Source organism: Tardiphaga sp. P4_G1, from assembly GCF_056401215.1.
The window spans coordinates 42,385-58,804 of record NZ_JBFUJU010000008.1; the positions used below are offsets into that span (position 1 = coordinate 42,385).

At 59.6% G+C, this 16,420-nt stretch carries 14 protein-coding genes; 7 read left to right on the plus strand and 7 right to left on the minus strand.

What is annotated here, in order from left to right; genetic code table 11:
- Positions 1–137: 137 nt before the first annotated feature.
- Complete coding sequence (locus AC1DUY_RS19565) at positions 138–2,222, minus strand: 3-hydroxyacyl-CoA dehydrogenase NAD-binding domain-containing protein (protein WP_441228828.1); 2,085 nt, start codon at positions 2,220–2,222, stop codon at positions 138–140.
- Positions 2,223–2,383: 161 nt separating this feature from the next.
- On the opposite strand from AC1DUY_RS19565, the gene AC1DUY_RS19570 reads away from it, so the two are divergent.
- The 7 genes from AC1DUY_RS19570 to AC1DUY_RS19600 all read left to right on the plus strand — a co-directional run bounded on the left by AC1DUY_RS19570 (position 2,384) and on the right by AC1DUY_RS19600 (position 9,540).
- Positions 2,384–3,250: an IclR family transcriptional regulator gene (locus AC1DUY_RS19570; RefSeq protein ID WP_120288678.1), complete on the plus strand. Its 867-nt coding sequence runs from the start codon at positions 2,384–2,386 to the stop codon at positions 3,248–3,250.
- Between the two features lie 63 nt (positions 3,251–3,313).
- A complete protein-coding gene (locus AC1DUY_RS19575) occupies positions 3,314–4,126 on the plus strand; it encodes an ABC transporter ATP-binding protein (RefSeq protein ID WP_089261596.1) in 813 nt (270 codons plus the stop codon).
- Positions 4,123–4,836, plus strand: a complete 714-nt coding sequence (locus AC1DUY_RS19580) for an ABC transporter ATP-binding protein (protein ID WP_116663743.1) — start codon at positions 4,123–4,125, stop codon at positions 4,834–4,836. The genes AC1DUY_RS19575 and AC1DUY_RS19580 overlap by 4 nt, the downstream gene beginning before the upstream one ends.
- Before the next feature lie 10 nt (positions 4,837–4,846).
- The gene (locus tag AC1DUY_RS19585) at positions 4,847–5,725 is read left to right on the plus strand and encodes a branched-chain amino acid ABC transporter permease (RefSeq protein WP_089261600.1); all 879 of its coding nucleotides are present in this window, start codon (positions 4,847–4,849) and stop codon (positions 5,723–5,725) included.
- A 2-nt stretch (positions 5,726–5,727) separates the two neighbouring features.
- Positions 5,728–6,756, plus strand: a complete 1,029-nt coding sequence (locus AC1DUY_RS19590) for a branched-chain amino acid ABC transporter permease (RefSeq protein WP_093759247.1) — start codon at positions 5,728–5,730, stop codon at positions 6,754–6,756.
- A 6-nt stretch (positions 6,757–6,762) separates the two neighbouring features.
- Positions 6,763–7,992 carry an ABC transporter substrate-binding protein gene (locus AC1DUY_RS19595; protein WP_478116385.1) on the plus strand — a complete coding sequence of 410 codons (1,230 nt, stop codon included), beginning with the start codon at positions 6,763–6,765 and terminating at the stop codon, positions 7,990–7,992.
- 342 nt (positions 7,993–8,334) lie between these two features.
- Positions 8,335–9,540, plus strand: a complete 1,206-nt coding sequence (locus AC1DUY_RS19600; RefSeq protein ID WP_478116800.1) for an ABC transporter substrate-binding protein — start codon at positions 8,335–8,337, stop codon at positions 9,538–9,540.
- Between the two features lie 59 nt (positions 9,541–9,599).
- Here AC1DUY_RS19600 and AC1DUY_RS19605 read toward each other — a convergent pair whose 3' ends face one another.
- From AC1DUY_RS19605 to AC1DUY_RS19630, 6 genes are all read right to left on the minus strand, one after another.
- Positions 9,600–10,088, minus strand: a complete 489-nt coding sequence (locus AC1DUY_RS19605; protein ID WP_478116387.1) for a hypothetical protein — start codon at positions 10,086–10,088, stop codon at positions 9,600–9,602.
- Positions 10,089–10,208: 120 nt separating this feature from the next.
- Entirely contained in the window at positions 10,209–10,526 is a 318-nt protein-coding gene (locus AC1DUY_RS19610) for a hypothetical protein (protein ID WP_478116389.1), read from the minus strand.
- Between the two features lie 619 nt (positions 10,527–11,145).
- On the minus strand, positions 11,146–12,144 hold the full coding sequence (locus AC1DUY_RS19615; RefSeq protein ID WP_120288674.1) for a M23 family metallopeptidase: 999 nt from the start codon (positions 12,142–12,144) through the stop codon (positions 11,146–11,148).
- Between the two features lie 37 nt (positions 12,145–12,181).
- Entirely contained in the window at positions 12,182–13,327 is a 1,146-nt protein-coding gene (locus AC1DUY_RS19620) for a helix-turn-helix transcriptional regulator (RefSeq protein ID WP_147421612.1), read from the minus strand.
- A 45-nt stretch (positions 13,328–13,372) separates the two neighbouring features.
- Positions 13,373–14,719 carry an HlyD family type I secretion periplasmic adaptor subunit gene (locus AC1DUY_RS19625; protein WP_439063000.1) on the minus strand — a complete coding sequence of 449 codons (1,347 nt, stop codon included), beginning with the start codon at positions 14,717–14,719 and terminating at the stop codon, positions 13,373–13,375.
- Positions 14,720–14,730: 11 nt separating this feature from the next.
- Positions 14,731–16,401, minus strand: coding sequence for a type I secretion system permease/ATPase (locus tag AC1DUY_RS19630; RefSeq protein ID WP_199712027.1), 1,671 nt, complete (start codon positions 16,399–16,401; stop codon positions 14,731–14,733).
- Positions 16,402–16,420: the final 19 nt, after the last annotated feature.

Here is a 16,420-nt window from a genome sequence, read left to right on the forward strand (position 1 = left end):
GGCGCCAATGTTCCCTCCCCCCTTGCGGGGGAGGGTCAGGGAGGGGGGTAAGCCACAAGTGACGTCGCCCGGGGACCCCCGCCCCCGGCCCCTCCCCGCAAGGGGGAGGGGAGCACATCGTGCTCGCGTCACCACAACTAGCCCTTCGCCAGCGAAGCAAACGTCTTGCCTTCATCTGCCAGCTTCTTCAGCAGCGCAGCCGGCTCCAGCGACGGATCGTTGGTCTGCTTGGCATAGAACTGCAGGCGCTCGACGATCTGCTTGAGGCCGACCTGATCGGCATAGAACATCGGGCCGCCGCGATAGATCGGCCAGCCATAGCCATAGAGCCAGATCACGTCGATATCGCTCGGACGCGAAGCGACCTTCTCTTCGAGGATGCGGGCACCCTCGTTGATCATCGGATACATCATGCGTTCCAGGATTTCCTGGTCGCTGACGGCGCGACGGGTCAGGCCCAGGCTCCGGCAGGTATCGTCGATGAGCTTCTCGACTTCCGGATCCGGCACCGGCGCGCGGGAGCCGGCTTCATACTTGTAATAGCCCTTGCCGGTCTTCTGACCGAAGCGGCCGGCTTCGCAGAGCGCATCGGCGATCGGCGAGGTGATGCCGCGGTCCTTGCGCGAGCGCCAGCCGATATCGAGGCCGGCGAGATCGCCCATGGCAAACGGACCCATCGGCATGCCGAACTTGGTGACGACGGCATCGACCTGCTGCGGCAGCGCGCCTTCGAACAGCAACTTCTCGGACTGCTTGGAGCGGGCCGCGAGCATGCGGTTGCCGACGAAGCCGTCGGAGACGCCGACCACGGCCGGGACCTTGGCGATCTTGCGGGCGACAGCGACAGCGGTGACGAGCGCGTCCGGCGCGGTCTTGTCGGCGCGGACGATTTCGCACAGCTTCATGACATTGGCCGGCGAGAAGAAGTGCATGCCAAGCACGTCCTGCGGACGCTTGGTGACGGCCGCGATCTCGTCGATGTTCAGATACGAGGTGTTGCTGGCGAGGATGGCGCCCGGCTTGGCATAGGCATCCAGCGCGGTGAACACTTCCTTCTTGATCGCCATGGTTTCGAACACGGCCTCGATCACCAGATCGACATCCTTGACGTTCTCAAGGCCAACGACTCCGTTGATCAGCGCCATGCGCTTGGCCGGCGCATCGGCAGGAATGCCACCGCGGGCTGCAGTGGCTTCATAGTTCTTCTGCATGATGCCGAGGCCGCGCTTGAGCTGCTCCTCGCCGGTCTCGATCAGCGTGACGGGAATACCGGCATTGGCGAAGGACATCGCAATACCGCCGCCCATGGTGCCGGCGCCGATGATGGCGACGCGCTCGACCGGACGCGGCTTGACGCCTTCCGGCACGTTCTGGACCTTGGCGGCTTCGCGCTCGGAGAAGAAGGCATAACGCTGCGCCTTGGACTGGTCGTCGGCGACCAGCTTGAGGAACATCTCGCGCTCCTTCTTGAGCGCCTCGTCGAACGGCACGTCGAGCGTCCAGCTCACGGCTTCGGCGCAGGCCAGCGGCGCATTCATGCCGCGGTTCTTCTTGTTGGCGGCTGCAGCGGCATTGGTGAAGATGGTGCGATCGGCGCGGGCGGCGGCAAGCTTGGAATCGTCGTTGCGCAGCAGGCGCAGCGGACGCTTCTCAGCGATGACCTTGCGCGCAAAAGCTTCTGCGCCCGAGGCCGGACCTTCGACGATCTCTTCGATCAGACCGTTCTTCAAGGCTTCAGATGCGCTGATCGGATCACCGGTGACGACCATCTTGACGCCGAGTTCAGGACCGACTGCGCGCGGCAGGCGCTGCGTTCCGCCGGCACCCGGCAACAGGCCGAGCTTCACCTCAGGCAGGCCGAGCTTGGCTTCTTTTGTCGCCACGCGGAAATGACAGCCGAGTGTGAGCTCGAGGCCGCCGCCCAGCGCGGTGCCATGGATCGCGGCGATCACCGGTTTGGAACAATTCTCGATTTCCGCAATGACTTCGCTCAATCCGGGCGACTGCGGCGGCTTGCCGAATTCGGTGATGTCGGCGCCGGCAACGAAGGTACGGCCTGCGCATGCGATGACGATCGCCTTCACGGCAGGATCGGCAGCGGCCGTTTTGACGTTCTCAAAAATGCCGCGGCGAACCGCCGCACTCAGCGCATTTACAGGGGGAGAGTTGATCGTGACGATGGCGACTTCATCATGACGTTCAAGCTTTACGACATCGCTCACGGCATTCTCCTTGGCTACGTTTACCGGTCTGATTTTCTTAGTTTCGCACTGCGAAATTTAATTCCACATCTTGACACGGAGGGTTATTTTGAAGAGCGTCCCTTGTCAACGAGGGCCGTGGTGCAATCGTATGAAACTGACAAAACCAAATTTTGGGAAGCATGAAACGTCCAGCGAAGAATGTGGCGACAGATCGCAATTTCGTCGTCGCATTGGCTCGCGGCCTGGATGTCTTGCGTGCATTTCGCCCCAATGACGGGCTTCTCGGCAATCAGGAGATTGCCGCCCGCACCAAATTGCCGAAGCCAACCATCTCGCGATTGACTTACACACTCACGAAGTTGGGCTACCTTACACCTGTGCCACGCTTCGAGAAGTATCAACTCGCGCCAGCAGCCATGGCCCTGGGGTATGCTGCACTTGCGAACTTAGGCGTTAAGCATCTCTCGGAATCATTTCGCGACGAATTGATGCGGCAAACCGGCGGTGCCTGCGCAGTCGGCGCGCGCGATCGATTGAGCATGATCTATTTCGGGCAGAGCCGCTCCAGTCTCACTGTCGGCGTTCAACTCGACGTCGGCTCGCGCATCCCCATTGCAACCACGGCGATGGGCCGCGCTTATTTCTGGGCGTTGCCGCCGGAAGAACGTGCCCAATTATTGCGCGAATTCCGCGAGCACTACGGACATCGCTGGTCGAAGATGCGCGACGGGCTTGAGCGCGCAGGCGAAATGGTCGCGCGCCACGGCTTTGTCATCTCGGCAGGCGAGTGGCAGGACGATGTGCACGCTGCCGGTGTCGCGATGACATTGAATGACGGCACCGGTCCATATGCCTTTAATTGCGGCGCGCCCGCGTTCCGTTTCACGGAAGAGCGCTTGCTCAACGATATTGGACCTCGGCTATTGGCGATGGTAAGAAACATCGAAGCGGCGCTCGGGGGAACAGCTGCACCACAATCCAAAAAACTCGACAGCAAAAAAATCAAATCAGGAGGGAAAGTTGCACGCATTGTTGAAGGGCTCTGACAGCCTTCATCGTCGTGACCTGCGCAAGACTTCGCCGCAGCCGACGATCGAGGGGCGCCGCACATGACGCAGGCACAACTCGCAGAGCGCGCGCCCGTCGCATCGACGGCGCCGCTGCTTTCGGTTCGCGACGTCAGCGTTGTGTTCGGTGGCATCATCGCGTTGAACGGCGTCTCGTTCGACATGCAACAGGGCCACATCCTTGGCCTCATCGGACCGAACGGCGCCGGCAAGACCACGCTGTTCAATTGCCTCAGCCGGCTCTACCAGCCGAGCAAGGGCGATATCCTGATGGACGGCCAGACGATCCTGAATCGTCCGGCGCACAAGATTTCCGAGATCGGCATCGGCCGCACCTTCCAGAATGTTGCGCTGTTTCCGAACCTGACCGTGCGTGACAATGTCCGCGTCGGCAAGCATGCGCGCACCAACAGCGACATCATCAGCGACTCGCTGAAGCTGCCATGGGTTCGATCAGGAGAAGCTGCGATCAACAAGGACGTCAACGACATCCTTGATTATCTCGACCTGCATAGCGTGGCCGACACGATCGTCAGCGGTCTTCCCTTCGGCACGCAGAAGCGCGTCGAACTCGCGCGTGCGCTCGCCGCCGAACCGAAGATCCTGCTGCTCGACGAGCCCGCAGGCGGTCTCAACCATGAGGAAGTCTACATCCTTGGCGACCTGATCCGCCGCATCCGCGACGATCGCGGCGTGACGGTGCTCCTGGTCGAGCATCACATGGGTCTCGTGATGTCGATCGCCGACCATGTCGTCGCATTGAATTTCGGCAAGAAGCTCGCTGAAGGCACACCCGCTGCCGTCCAGAAAGACCCTGCTGTGATCAAGGCCTATCTGGGAGACAAAGACTCATGACCGCGATGCTTCACGTAAAAGACCTGCGTGCGTATTACGGCCAGGTCCAGGCACTGCACGGCCTCGAATTCGAACTGCAAGAAGGCAGCCTGACCACCCTGCTCGGCGCCAATGGTGCCGGCAAGACCACCACGCTGCGCTCGATCTGCAACATGATCCGCTCCACGGGCTCGATCGAGTTCGAGGGCAAGAAGCTCGACAACAAGTCGACCGAAAGCATCGTGCGGCTGGGCATCGCCCATGTGCCGCAGGGCCGCGGCACCTTCACCACCATGACGGTGGAAGAGAACCTGCAGCTCGGCGCGATCAGTCGCAAGGATACCAAGGCGATCGGTGACGACATCGAGCGCATGTATGCCCACTTCCCGGTGCTCAAGCAGCGCCATACCCAGCAGGCCGGCACACTCTCCGGCGGCGAACAGCAGATGCTCGCGGTCGCCCGCGCACTGATGCTGCGTCCCCGCCTGATGCTGCTGGACGAGCCGTCCTTCGGCCTTGCGCCGCTGATCGTGCGGGATCTGTTCAAGATCCTCGGCAAGATCAACCGCGAGGACAAGGTCAGCATTCTTGTGGTCGAACAGAACGCGCAGCTCGCGCTCGAACTCGCCGACAAGGCCTATGTCATCGAAACAGGACGCATCGTGATGTCCGGCACTGCCGACGAGATCGCGAACAACGAAGACGTCCGTAAATCGTATCTGGGATATTGAGGGGGCGGCCATGGAACTCTTTACCAACCAAGTCCTGGCTGGCATCGCCACCGGCGCGATCTACGCCTGTATGGCGCTCGCCGTGGTCATGATCTACCAGGCGATCGACCACCTGAACTTCGCCCAGGGCGAAATGGCGATGTTCTCGACCTTCGTCGCCTGGCAGATGATGCAGTGGGGCATACCCTATTGGGGCGCATTCGCGCTCACGCTGATTTTCTCCTTTGTCGGCGGCATCGTCATCGAGCGGGCTTTGTTCAAGCCGCTCGCCAAGGCGCCGGTGCTGACCCACGTCGCCGGTTTCATCGCGCTGTTCGCCATCATCAACAGCGTCGCGGGCCTGACCTGGGACTTCACCATCAAGCAGTTTCCCTCGCCGTTCGGCTCGTCGCCCTTCTTGGGCAGCCAGCTGATCTCGACGCATCAGGCCGGCATGATCGGCGTGACGATCATCCTGCTCGTCCTGCTGTTCATCTTCTTCCGCTACACCCGCGTGGGCCTTGCGATGCGGGCAGCGGCGTCGATGCCTGAATCGGCGCGGCTGGTCGGCATCAACACCTCATGGATGATTGCACTCGGCTGGGGCATGGCAGCTGCGATCGGTTCGATCGCCGGTATGCTGATCGCCCCCGTCGTGTTCCTCGAGCCCAACATGATGGGCGGCGTGCTGATCTACGGATTTGCCGCGGCCGTCGTCGGCGGACTCACGAGCCCACTGGGTGCTGTCATTGGCGGGTTCCTCGTCGGCGTCTTCGAGAACCTCGTCGGCACCTATATCCCGGGTGTCGGCAATGAGCTGAAACTGCCCATCGCCCTGGCGCTGATTATCACCGTGCTGGTCGTCAAACCCAATGGCCTGTTCGGCCGTGCCATCGTGAAGCGAGTTTGATCATGAGCACCGTTCAAGACGTCTCCGCCGCTCCCGCGGTCGCTGCCGTTCCCAAAAAGGCAATGGCGCTCGGCCCGCTCGCATCGCTGATCATCCTGGCGCTGCTCATCGTCACACCACTGTTCGTGAAAAACTTCATCATCTTCCAGATGACGATGTGGCTGATCTACGCCATCGCGGTTCTCGCACTGAACATCCTGACCGGCGCCAGCGGCCAGTTCTCGCTCGGCCAGAGCGCGTTCTACGCCCTCGGCGCCTATACGTCGGCGATCCTCATGGAACATGTCGGCGTCAACTACGCACTGACGCTCCCTGTGGCCGGCCTGGTCTGCTTCATCGCCGGCTTCCTATTCGGCCTGCCGGCGCTTCGGCTCTCCGGCATCTACCTCGCGCTGGCGACCTTCGCCCTCGCGGTGGCGATGCCGCAGCTCCTGAAGCTCGGCGTGTTCGAACACTGGACCGGTGGCGTGCAGGGCCTTGTCGTCACCAAGCCTGATGCACCGGAAATCCTGGCCTCGCTGGGTCTGAAAGTGTCGCAGGACATGTGGCTGTACTTCTTCACCCTCGCGGTCACGATCCTGATCTACATCCTCTCGGTCAACCTGCTGAAGTCGCGGTCGGGCCGGGCCATGATGGCGATCCGCGACAACGAAATCGCCGCCTCGGCGATGGGTGTGGACGTCTCGCTCTACAAGACGCTGGCCTTCGGCGTCAGCGCCGGCATCACCGGCGTTGCTGGCGGTCTCGGTGCCATCGCCGTGCAGTTCGTGGCGCCGGATGGCTACACCATCCAGCTCGCTATTGCGCTGTTCCTGGGCATGGTGGTCGGCGGCGTCGGCTGGCTGCCGGGCTCGCTGGCCGGTGCGGCTTTCATCGTCTTCGTTCCGAATATTGCGGAACACGTCTCGAAGGGTCTGTCTGGCGCCGTGTTCGGCGTCATTCTGATCATCATCATCTTCCTGCTCCCGAATGGGGCCAGGCAACTCGCCTATTTGGCACAGGGCTTGATAGGCAAACTACGTAAACACTGAGGACCTATGAACTGCAGAAACTTTCTGCGCACCGCCGCGCTCTCGAGCGCGGCGTTTGCGTTTCTCGCCTTCTCAACTTCCGCGAATGCCCAGAAGAAATACGATACCGGGGCGAGCGATACCGAGATCAAGATCGGCAACATCATTCCCTATAGCGGCCCGGCTTCGGCCTACGGCATCATCGGGAAGATGGAAGAAGCCTACTTCAAGATGATCAACGATCAGGGCGGCATCAACGGCCGCAAGATCAATTTCGTCAGCTATGACGACGCCTACAGCCCGGCCAAGGCCGTGGAACAGACCCGCAAGCTGGTCGAATCCGACGAAGTTCTGTTCGTGTTCGGTCCGCTCGGCACGCCGTCGAACACGGCGATCCTGAAGTATCTGAACGCCAAGAAGGTGCCGCAGCTGTTCGTCGCCACCGGCGCGACCAAGTTCGGCGAATACAAGACCGCGCCATGGACGATGGGCTGGCAGCCGGCCTATCAGAGCGAAGGCCGCATCTTCGCGCAATACGCGATCACCGAGAAGCCGAACGGCAAGATCGCCGTGTTCTACCAGAATGACGACCTCGGCAAGGACATGCTGAAGGGCCTCAAGGACGGCCTCGGCGAGAAGGCCTCGATGATCGTGGCTGAAGACAGCTATGAAGTATCCGAGCCGACCATCGACTCGCACATCGTCAAGATGAAGGCATCGGGCGCCGACATCTTCGTCTCGATCTCGACGCCGAAATTCGCCGCGCAGGCGATCAAGAAGGTGGCCGAGATCGGCTGGAAGCCGATGTTCTTCCAGAGCAATGTCGGCTCCTCGGTCGGCGCAGTGATGCGTCCCGCCGGCATCGACAACGCGCAGGGCGTGCTGTCGCTGGCCTATGCCAAGGATGCCATCGATCCGCAGTGGAAGGACGATGAGGGCATGAAGAAGTATCTCGACTTCCTGGCCAAATACGCCCCCTTCGCCAATCCCGCCGAAAGCTCGGCTGCTTATGGATACGGCCAGGCACAGACCGTGGTTCAGGTCCTCAAGCAGGCCGGCGACGACCTGACCCGTGCCAACATCATGAAACAGGCCGCCAACCTGAAGGACTTCGCACCCGACACGCTGTTGCCGGGCGTCAAGATCAACACCTCGGCGACCGATTTCTATCCGATCGAGCAGCTGCGCATGATGCGCTTCACCGGCGAGAAGTGGGATGTGTTCGGCCCGCCGATCGACAGCAAGCTCGGCGGGTAATCGTTCACAAAAATGCGACCGTCTTACGCTTCGTCACGGCCGGGCTTGTCCCGGCCATCCACGCCTTCTTAGCTTGTAGCCAAGACGTGGATGCCCGGGACAAACCCGGGCATGACGACTGGGAAGACAGCGACAAAGCGCGTTGCAACAACTCGCGCTGGAACATTAAAACTGCTTAATAAAACAGCCCCTTACGACGAAAGTCGTGAGGGGCTTTTTCTTGCTAGTTGCAGCGGAAAAGTATTCAATCCGACGCGCCGCAGCATTCAATAAAAACAAGAATACGCGCGGTTTATCCAGAGATCAGGGAGATCAGAAATGCCTTCGTTCAGCTCGCGTGCAATGACGTTCACGGTTGCCGCAGCCCTCAGTGCGGCCTTTGGCGGTACTGCCTTCGCCCAGAAAAAATACGACACCGGCGCCAGCGATACCGAGATCAAGATCGGCAACATCATGCCCTATAGCGGGCCCGCATCCGCCTATGGCGTGATCGGCAAGATGGAAGAAGCCTATTTCAAGATGATCAACGATCAGGGCGGCATCAACGGCCGCAAGATCAATTACATCACCTATGACGACGGCTACTCGCCGCCGAAGGCTGTGGAGCAGGCCCGCAAGCTCGTCGAATCCGACGAAGTGCTGTTCATCGCCAGCTCGCTCGGCACGCCATCGAATTCCGCGATTCAGAAATACATGAACGCGAAGAAGGTCCCGCAACTGTTCGTGGCCACCGGCGCCACCAAATTCGGCGACTACAAGGACTTCCCCTGGACCATGGGCTGGCAGCCTGCCTATCAGAGCGAATCCAGGATCTATGCGGCCTATCTGCTGAGAGAAAAGCCCGACGCCAAGATCGCGGTCATGTACCAGAACGACGATTTCGGCAAAGACATGCTGAAGGGTCTGAAGGATGGTCTCGGCGCCAAGGCGGCATCGATGATTGTCGCCGAGGAAAGCTATGAAGTGTCGGAGCCAACCATCGAGTCCCACATCGTCAAGCTGAAGTCGACCAATGCCGACACCTTTGTCAGCTTCACCACGCCGAAATTCGCTGCGCAGGCGATCAAGAAAGTGGCGGAGCTCAGCTGGAAACCAACCTTCATCCAGAGCAATGTCGGCTCCTCGGTCGGCGGTGTGATGAAGCCGGCGGGCTACGAGATCGCCCAAGGCATCCTGTCGGCGAACTACGCTAAGGACGGCGCCGATTCCAGCTGGGACAATGACGAGGGCATGAAGAAATTCTACGCTTTCCTCGCCAAATATGCGCCCACCATGGACAAGAGCGACGGCTCGGTCGTCTATGGCTATGGCCAGGCGCAGACCATCGTTCAGGTGCTCAAGCAGGCCGGTGACAACCTGACCCGCGCGAACATCATGAAGGAAGCAGCCAACCTCAAGGAATTCGCGCCCGACACATTGCTGCCCGGCGTGACCATCTCGACCTCGGCGACCGACTTCTACCCGATCGAGCAGCTGCAGATGCAGCGCTTCAAGGGCGAGAAGTGGGAGCTGTTCGGCCCGATCATCGCGGGCAAGATCGACGGTTGATGTTCTGATCTCTCCCCGCCGGTCGAAGCCAAGCTTCGCCAGGCGGGGAGAGGTCGCGATCAGTAATAATCCCGGAACGCATCCGCGAGACTGTCGGGCTGCCAGTCGATCTGGTCCGACGCGATCGGATCGTCCGAGAGCAATGCGCTCGCCTGCGTCTTGTAGTCCGGCGCCACATAATCCGCCTGCGGCAGGCCACGGCGCACGATATCCTGATAGTTGAGATAGTTGTCGCGATTGCCGACGAAGGTGCACATGCATTTGGCGGGATCGGCATAGAGATAGCGCGGCCCGTTCGGCGTGGTGTGCACGACGAAGCGATAGGCCGGTAATTTGCTTAAGGCCGCCTTCCCTGCGGCATCGTTGGCAAAGCGCGCCTTGAAGCCGGCGGACTCCATGTCGAAGCCGACCTTCTGCAGCACGGGCACGCTCGGCAATTCGCGCGCCACCAGCAGCGTGACATCGAGCAGCGCCAGCACCGCGATAACAGCAAGCGCCGTGCTGCGCGGGCGCAAAGGAGAAAACGTCGTGATCGTCAGTGCGCGCATGTCGCAAAACCCCGGCTATGAGCGCGCATCGCCGCGCTCTGTTGCGGGCGACACTAACGGACCCCGCAGGCGGTGTCACGGTAGCGCTACCGCAGCGCGCGATGCCGGTTAACAAATCCATCACGCCGCCTCGCTGGCGACGAGCGCCTCCAGGATGCGCCAATACATCTCGTCCAGCATCGCTTGCTGTTGCTCTGCATTCAAAACGCGCCGTCGTTGAAACAGCAGACAGATCGGCCGACTGCCTGTGCAATGGTGCGCACGACGACAGGCCTTGATGAAGCAAGTGCGATAGGTGCGAAGGATGTTCGCATTGCCGCGCTCGATCTCCTCGATGCAGGCGGCGACGATCATATCAGACAGCCGCTTGGCCGCCAGGTCGCTCTTGTCCCTGGCGCGCTGCGCGAGATGCCAGGCGTCGTGTTGCGAGATGATCATGTGAACTCCCGTTGTGACGATGATGACTGGATATGAGTGACTTGGGTGACGGTCACGCGCCGTCCTTGCCCGCGCCTGTGCGCGTGCGTGGCGGTCCCCGTGGTCTCCCTCGAAAATGAGGGAGATGAAGCGCCGAAAGGCGCGACTTGGTAACAGTGCCGCAGCGTAGTGTCCGGATCGCCGGACAGCAGAGGCCGCGGAAACGCCTTTCGACGCTCCATCGTGGCGATTTCTGTCCCCGGGACCGTTCTTCCGGGCAAAGGCGCAGAGCTCCGCAGTCCGCTGATCCCGACGGTTTCCCGCCGTTCACCAATGCCACGTCCAGCCAGCATGAGTGGCAGACCCCCGTAGTGGGGCCGGACGGTGACCCAAGGCCTCCCGAGTGCGTGAGGAAACGTCTCCCTCCCGCCCGCAGGCGCCACATCCCGCCCCGCGCTAACAAGCGTCCCTGGCAACGCCCCTCAAAGTGGGACGGGATGCAATGGAATATAATCTCTTCGAAAACAACGTCAAGGATTATTTTCAGAATTCTTCGGAGGCACCCGCCAGAGAGCCCACCTCCTGAGAGAGCGACGCAGGTGTACAGATGAATGTCGAGGCGTGATAGAAAATGGACCCGCTAACGCAGATCATGACGAAATACCTGGTTCAACATCGGGGCGCCGTTACGCCCGACGATATATGTCGCGGAATATACTCCGCCTGGCCAAGGTTCGGTGGACCGCTTTTTTCCGATGAAGAGAAGCGTCTGGGCCTGATTTTGCGCAACTGCAACTGGACCCTTCTCGGCGATGATCCTGCCGTCGGGATCGCGCAGCGTCAGTGACTGTTCGTCGCCCGTCTTCAAGCCAATTGTCCGAACATAAACGACAAGGGCTTCAGATTTCGTAGTTGGCTTGCGCTGAGAGACAGCGTCAACCTCGATCATATCGTTCGTGACTGCTTCGGTAGCGAATCCGAAGTTCAAGACTGCGCGCGGTGAATAGGCCAGACGAACCCGAGCATCGTCCGTCCATTCACTTTCAGTATGACTGCCGCAAGCGCCAGGCATCAAGCCTGCTCCAAAGGGATCGATGACCTTCCCTTCTCGCCGCACAATAAAGTGTAGATGCGGATACTCAGTTAGCCCCGACATGCCGACGGCACCGAGAACTTGGCCGGCGCGGACTGTATCTCCAGCTCTTACCAAGATGCTGTCTTTGGCCATATGGCAGTACTGGGTTTCGCGATCTCCGGAATGTCTGACAACAACGCCATTGCCGCATTCATTTCCTTTGGCTGCATCGCGCCTGTCGCCTTTCACAGGGCTGTCCGCAAGGCCATCGCGAGTTCGCAGCACCGTGCCCTCGGCGGCTACGACGACGTGAACCGGCTTCTGCTGTCCGCCATGTGACGTTAATCGAAAATCGACGCCGTTATGGCCGTCATAGGTCAATGTCCCGCACATGTAGTCCTTGGCCGAGGGACTATCGTCGATGTCTACGTAATTCTGGATGAAACACGTGCGACCAATGTCGCACGATAACGGTATGATCAAATCTCCAGCAGTCGCCGCGTGCGATATTCCTATAACGAGGGGCAGCGCTAACAATATCCCAATCTGTTGCCGATGCGCCATCTGATCACGTCTGGATGCCCGCGGGAACTCCACGATTTTACATGGATGAAGATGTGGTGATGTAGGGTGCCCCGGGCTGTCGCAACTTGAACGGTGAGAATGTTCGACTATGCAGAACGAAAAATTCCGATTGGCGATTGATTCCAACTTTCAGCATGACGCGTTTGATGTAAGTCCGTACGGTTTCTTCCGTGAAACCAAGTTCCAATCCGATGGCGCGTGGACAGCGCCCGCGGAGAATACAGCGAACAATCCGCGCCTCCACCCAACTCAAGCCAAACGCGAGAGCAATGCGCTGGGCACCGGCCTCCTCATTGAATTGAGGAACGTAGATGAGAGCAAGATTGGGATCGGTATTTCCAGGGATTGAACCGATCACAGCAAACAAAAATCGCTGCTCCTCTTGCGAGATGAGCACGGTCGATCCGACGTTCTTTTGGTTTGGATCCGAAATGATAGCGGCTCGAACAGCGTCCCTGAGCTGGGTGGTGATGAGGGGGGTCGATCCCGAGAGCGTACCACCGTCGAGAGTGATGACACCTTCGCCGACAAGTCGCCGAAACCCGCTGTTCATGCTCCGAACGATCAGATTTTCGTCAATGGTCAGGGCGGGTGACTCAATGTCATCCAGCCACATTTGATGAGACTGCAGTGTGGTCTTTGTCAGATCAGCGACCGCATCCCATAGGAGCTCGATCGCGCGCCTAGCGGTAGCGAATTCTGCATCAGGAATCTGCACCTGCCACCATCCCGCAATAAAGATGGCAGTATCCCCAGAGACCGTACATACACGTCCAATGACCGAGTGGTGCCCGTAGACCGGGCGCGTTCCGATCAGCCGGCGTGCAAACCCGTTTGGCGACGTAGACGACTGATATATGAAATTGCCGTCTCCGTTGAAAGTCTCCGAGATGGATCTCGCCAACGCATCCGATGCGGGACTGGGCGCGGGTAATCCAACTGAAGTCTGATCGAGTAGATCTCCTTCTGGAGACAAGAACGCAGCGTAGCAGCGTTTGCATTCGAGCAGTCGGGCTAAGGATCGCGCAAACCACAGGTTTTGTGGCGCACTGGAATTGCGGCTGGGGCGGGGCAATGGATTCGCCGGAGTAGCTCGAAGTCTGAAGGCCAGTGAGCCGATGGTGTCAGAGCGGTCGTTTTCCTGTTGGTATCCTTGCTGCATAAATGCCTCCCAAAGAATTTGTGTGTTCAATATTCCGCCAAGGCGTCAACTCTCCCGGAAGGCACGGTGGACGCGTAGGCGCAGCGGCTGAATTAAGTACTCCGCAAATGTTCTTATGCCTGTTTCAACAAAGACTTCGACCGGAAGGCCGGGCTTCAAAGTCGTGAGATGAGGTTCGACCTCCGGTGATCGCTGCAAATCAATTTCTGCCATGTAGGATGTGACGCCGCTCTTCGTGTCAGTGAACGCATCCGCCGCGACAGCAGTCACCTGGCCTTCCAGCATGGGTCGGCGGCGAATGTTGAGGGCAATGATGCGGATACGAGCGTTCTGCCCCGCCATGACTTCCTCGCGATCCTGCGGCCGCAGCGATGCCTCGATGACGAGGCGATCCTCGATGGGCACGATCTCCATGAGTGTCTCTCGAGGCGCTAACACAGTGTTCAATTCCCTGCTGTTGAGGCGAACAACCCGTCCCGACTCCGGTGCGCGTAAATCAGTCCGCGCCAGTTGTTCACGCAATGCGCCAATCCGATGTCTGAGATCGCCGATCGATTCTCGCGTTGCGTGACTCTGTTTTGCGATATCCTGACTTTGGTTGAGACCCAGCTGTTTTCCACGATCGACGAGTTCTGCGATTTTCCCGCGTGTTTCTGCTTGCTGGGTCAGATTGCGCGTGAGTTGGGCCTGCATGTCCGCTTCCGCCCTCTTCAACGCAAGTACGCGTGGCTTTCGTGCGAGCCCTTTTTCCAATAGCGATGCTGTATCTCGTATTTCTTCCTGAAGAAACTGAAGTTGCTCTTGCAGGCTTGTCCTGCTGTTTTCGAGGCCATGGGCCGTTTCCATGAGTTGTCGGGTCTGCTGATCGATCAATTTCCGCTCGCCGGTCAATGCACTTGATCGCGTCGCGAACTCCGTCTCCTGGGTCTGAATTGCCGTCTTTGCTTCGGAGCGAGGAGAATTCCGTAATTCGTCAGGAAATGAAATAGCGGTGGACTGCATTTGTTCAGCGAGTAACCGTGCATCCAGCGAGAGATCAGCAAACAATTTTGTCTCTAATACGCCAAGGCTTCCCTCAACTTGGGTCGTATCGAGTTTTGCAACGATCTGACCGGCCTCGACTTGCTCGTTCTCGCGGACATAAATGGTCTTCAATATCCCACCGTCGAAATGTTGCACCGCCTTCCGCTTGGATTGGACCTTTATGATACCGGGAGCGATGACGGCGCTGCGCAGCGGGACGAATGTAGCCCAAAGGCCGAATCCGCCGAATTGAATCGCTAAAAGGAAGGCTCCCCATTTTATGAGTCGTCGGGCATCGGACCTGGGTTTCTCCAGGATTTCGTGGCTGCTCGTTGCACCGAGTAAAAGTTCGTGGACGTGAGTTGTCACAATTCCTGCTCCTAGCCAGATAGCAGTTGCGGGCGGTCGGGCTGACGCGGACCCCGGCGTAAAGGGAGCCCCGCTGTGTTGCTGGGTAGAACTTCCGAAACGGGACCGAAGGCGACCTGCGTGCCGTCGCGGAGCAGCAATACGTGATCCGCAATCGTCAGGAGGCGTGGCCGGTGGGTCACGATCAGGAAGGTTGCGCCCTGCGATCGTGCGCTCAATATCGCAGTGCACAGCGCTGCCTCCCCATCCGGATCGAGATTTGCGTTGGGCTCGTCGAGCAGTATCAGTTTACGGTTGCCGAAGAAGGCTCGTGCCAAGCCGATGCGCTGTCGCTGGCCACCAGAGAGGCGATGACCGTCGCGACCGATCTGCGTTTGATACCCGGCCGGCAGTGCCAGAATCATCTGATGCGCGCCAGCCAGAGTTGCCGCCATGACGATATCTTCGTCGCGCGGACTCTCCTCAAATCCCGAGATCGCTTCAGCAACGGTACCGGCGAGCAATTCGACATCCTGAGGAAGATAGCCGATGTAGCTTCCGAGCTGATCGGGGTGCCAGCTCTCCAGCAACGCGTTGTCGAGCCGGATTTCACCGACGCTGGGCTTCTCCAAGGCGGCCGCCATCCGCAAGAGAGTGGACTTGCCCGCGCCGGTCGGACCAACGACCACGACGATCTCGCTGGGCCTGCATCGGAAGGCAATACCTCTCAGGATCGAACGTCTCGCCTGCGGAATGGTGAAGCCGACACCATTGAGTTCCAGTAAGCCATTTGGGGCAGTGAGGCGGGTCCGATGAGGTTGCTTCAACACCCATGTCGCCGCGGCGCTGACGCGTTTCCATGCCTCCTGCGCCGCGGTCACCCCGCGCCAGGCAGAGATAAGGCTCTCCATCGGTTGCAGGGTTCGGCTGACCATGATCGAGCTCGCGATCAGGCTGCCGGCGAGTACCTCGTTTTGCAGTACAAGCCAGGCACCACATCCGATAGATAGTACTTGCAGGGTAGACCTCACCATGCGTGCCGCCGATGCGATCGCGGCGACCCGTTCACTGGCGCGAACGACAGGAGATAACGCCTCATCATTGGCGCGCATGAAGGCGCGGATGGCGCCTCCAGTCCAGCCCATGGCCCTGATGAAGTTGCCGTGTCGTACGATGCCATCCATTAGCATCTGACAACGTGCGGCTGCACCGCTCGCTTCATTGACCTCCGCCCGGGCAATACAGCTACTCACATATCCCATGATCGACAGAACGACCGCGCCAGTCAGCGCAATAGCACCGTAGTAGGGATGGATGAGAAAGAGGATAAGTATGAAGACGGGAAGAAACGGGGCATCGACCAACGTAATGACAGCGCCGCCTGAAAAGAAGTTCCGTAGCTCCCGAACTTTCACCAGATCATGCGTCGAGCCTTCGCGGCGTCGCGCCGGATCGGCAATGGTTGCCTCCAGGATTAGCGGTGCGATGCGCTGTTCGAAGGTGACGGCGAACCGGCTGAGCAATCGAAATCGAATGACGTCGAAGAAGGCGCTGAAGATCAACGCCGCAATTCCGAGGGAGGTCAGGCCGATGAGAGTCTCGATGCTTCCGCTGCTGATGACCCGGTCGAAGACCTCGATGGAGTAGAAGGGTAACACAAGCAGAAGGATGTTGGCCGACACGCTGAAGACGACGACCCACACGAGCGTGGTTCGCCCTGGA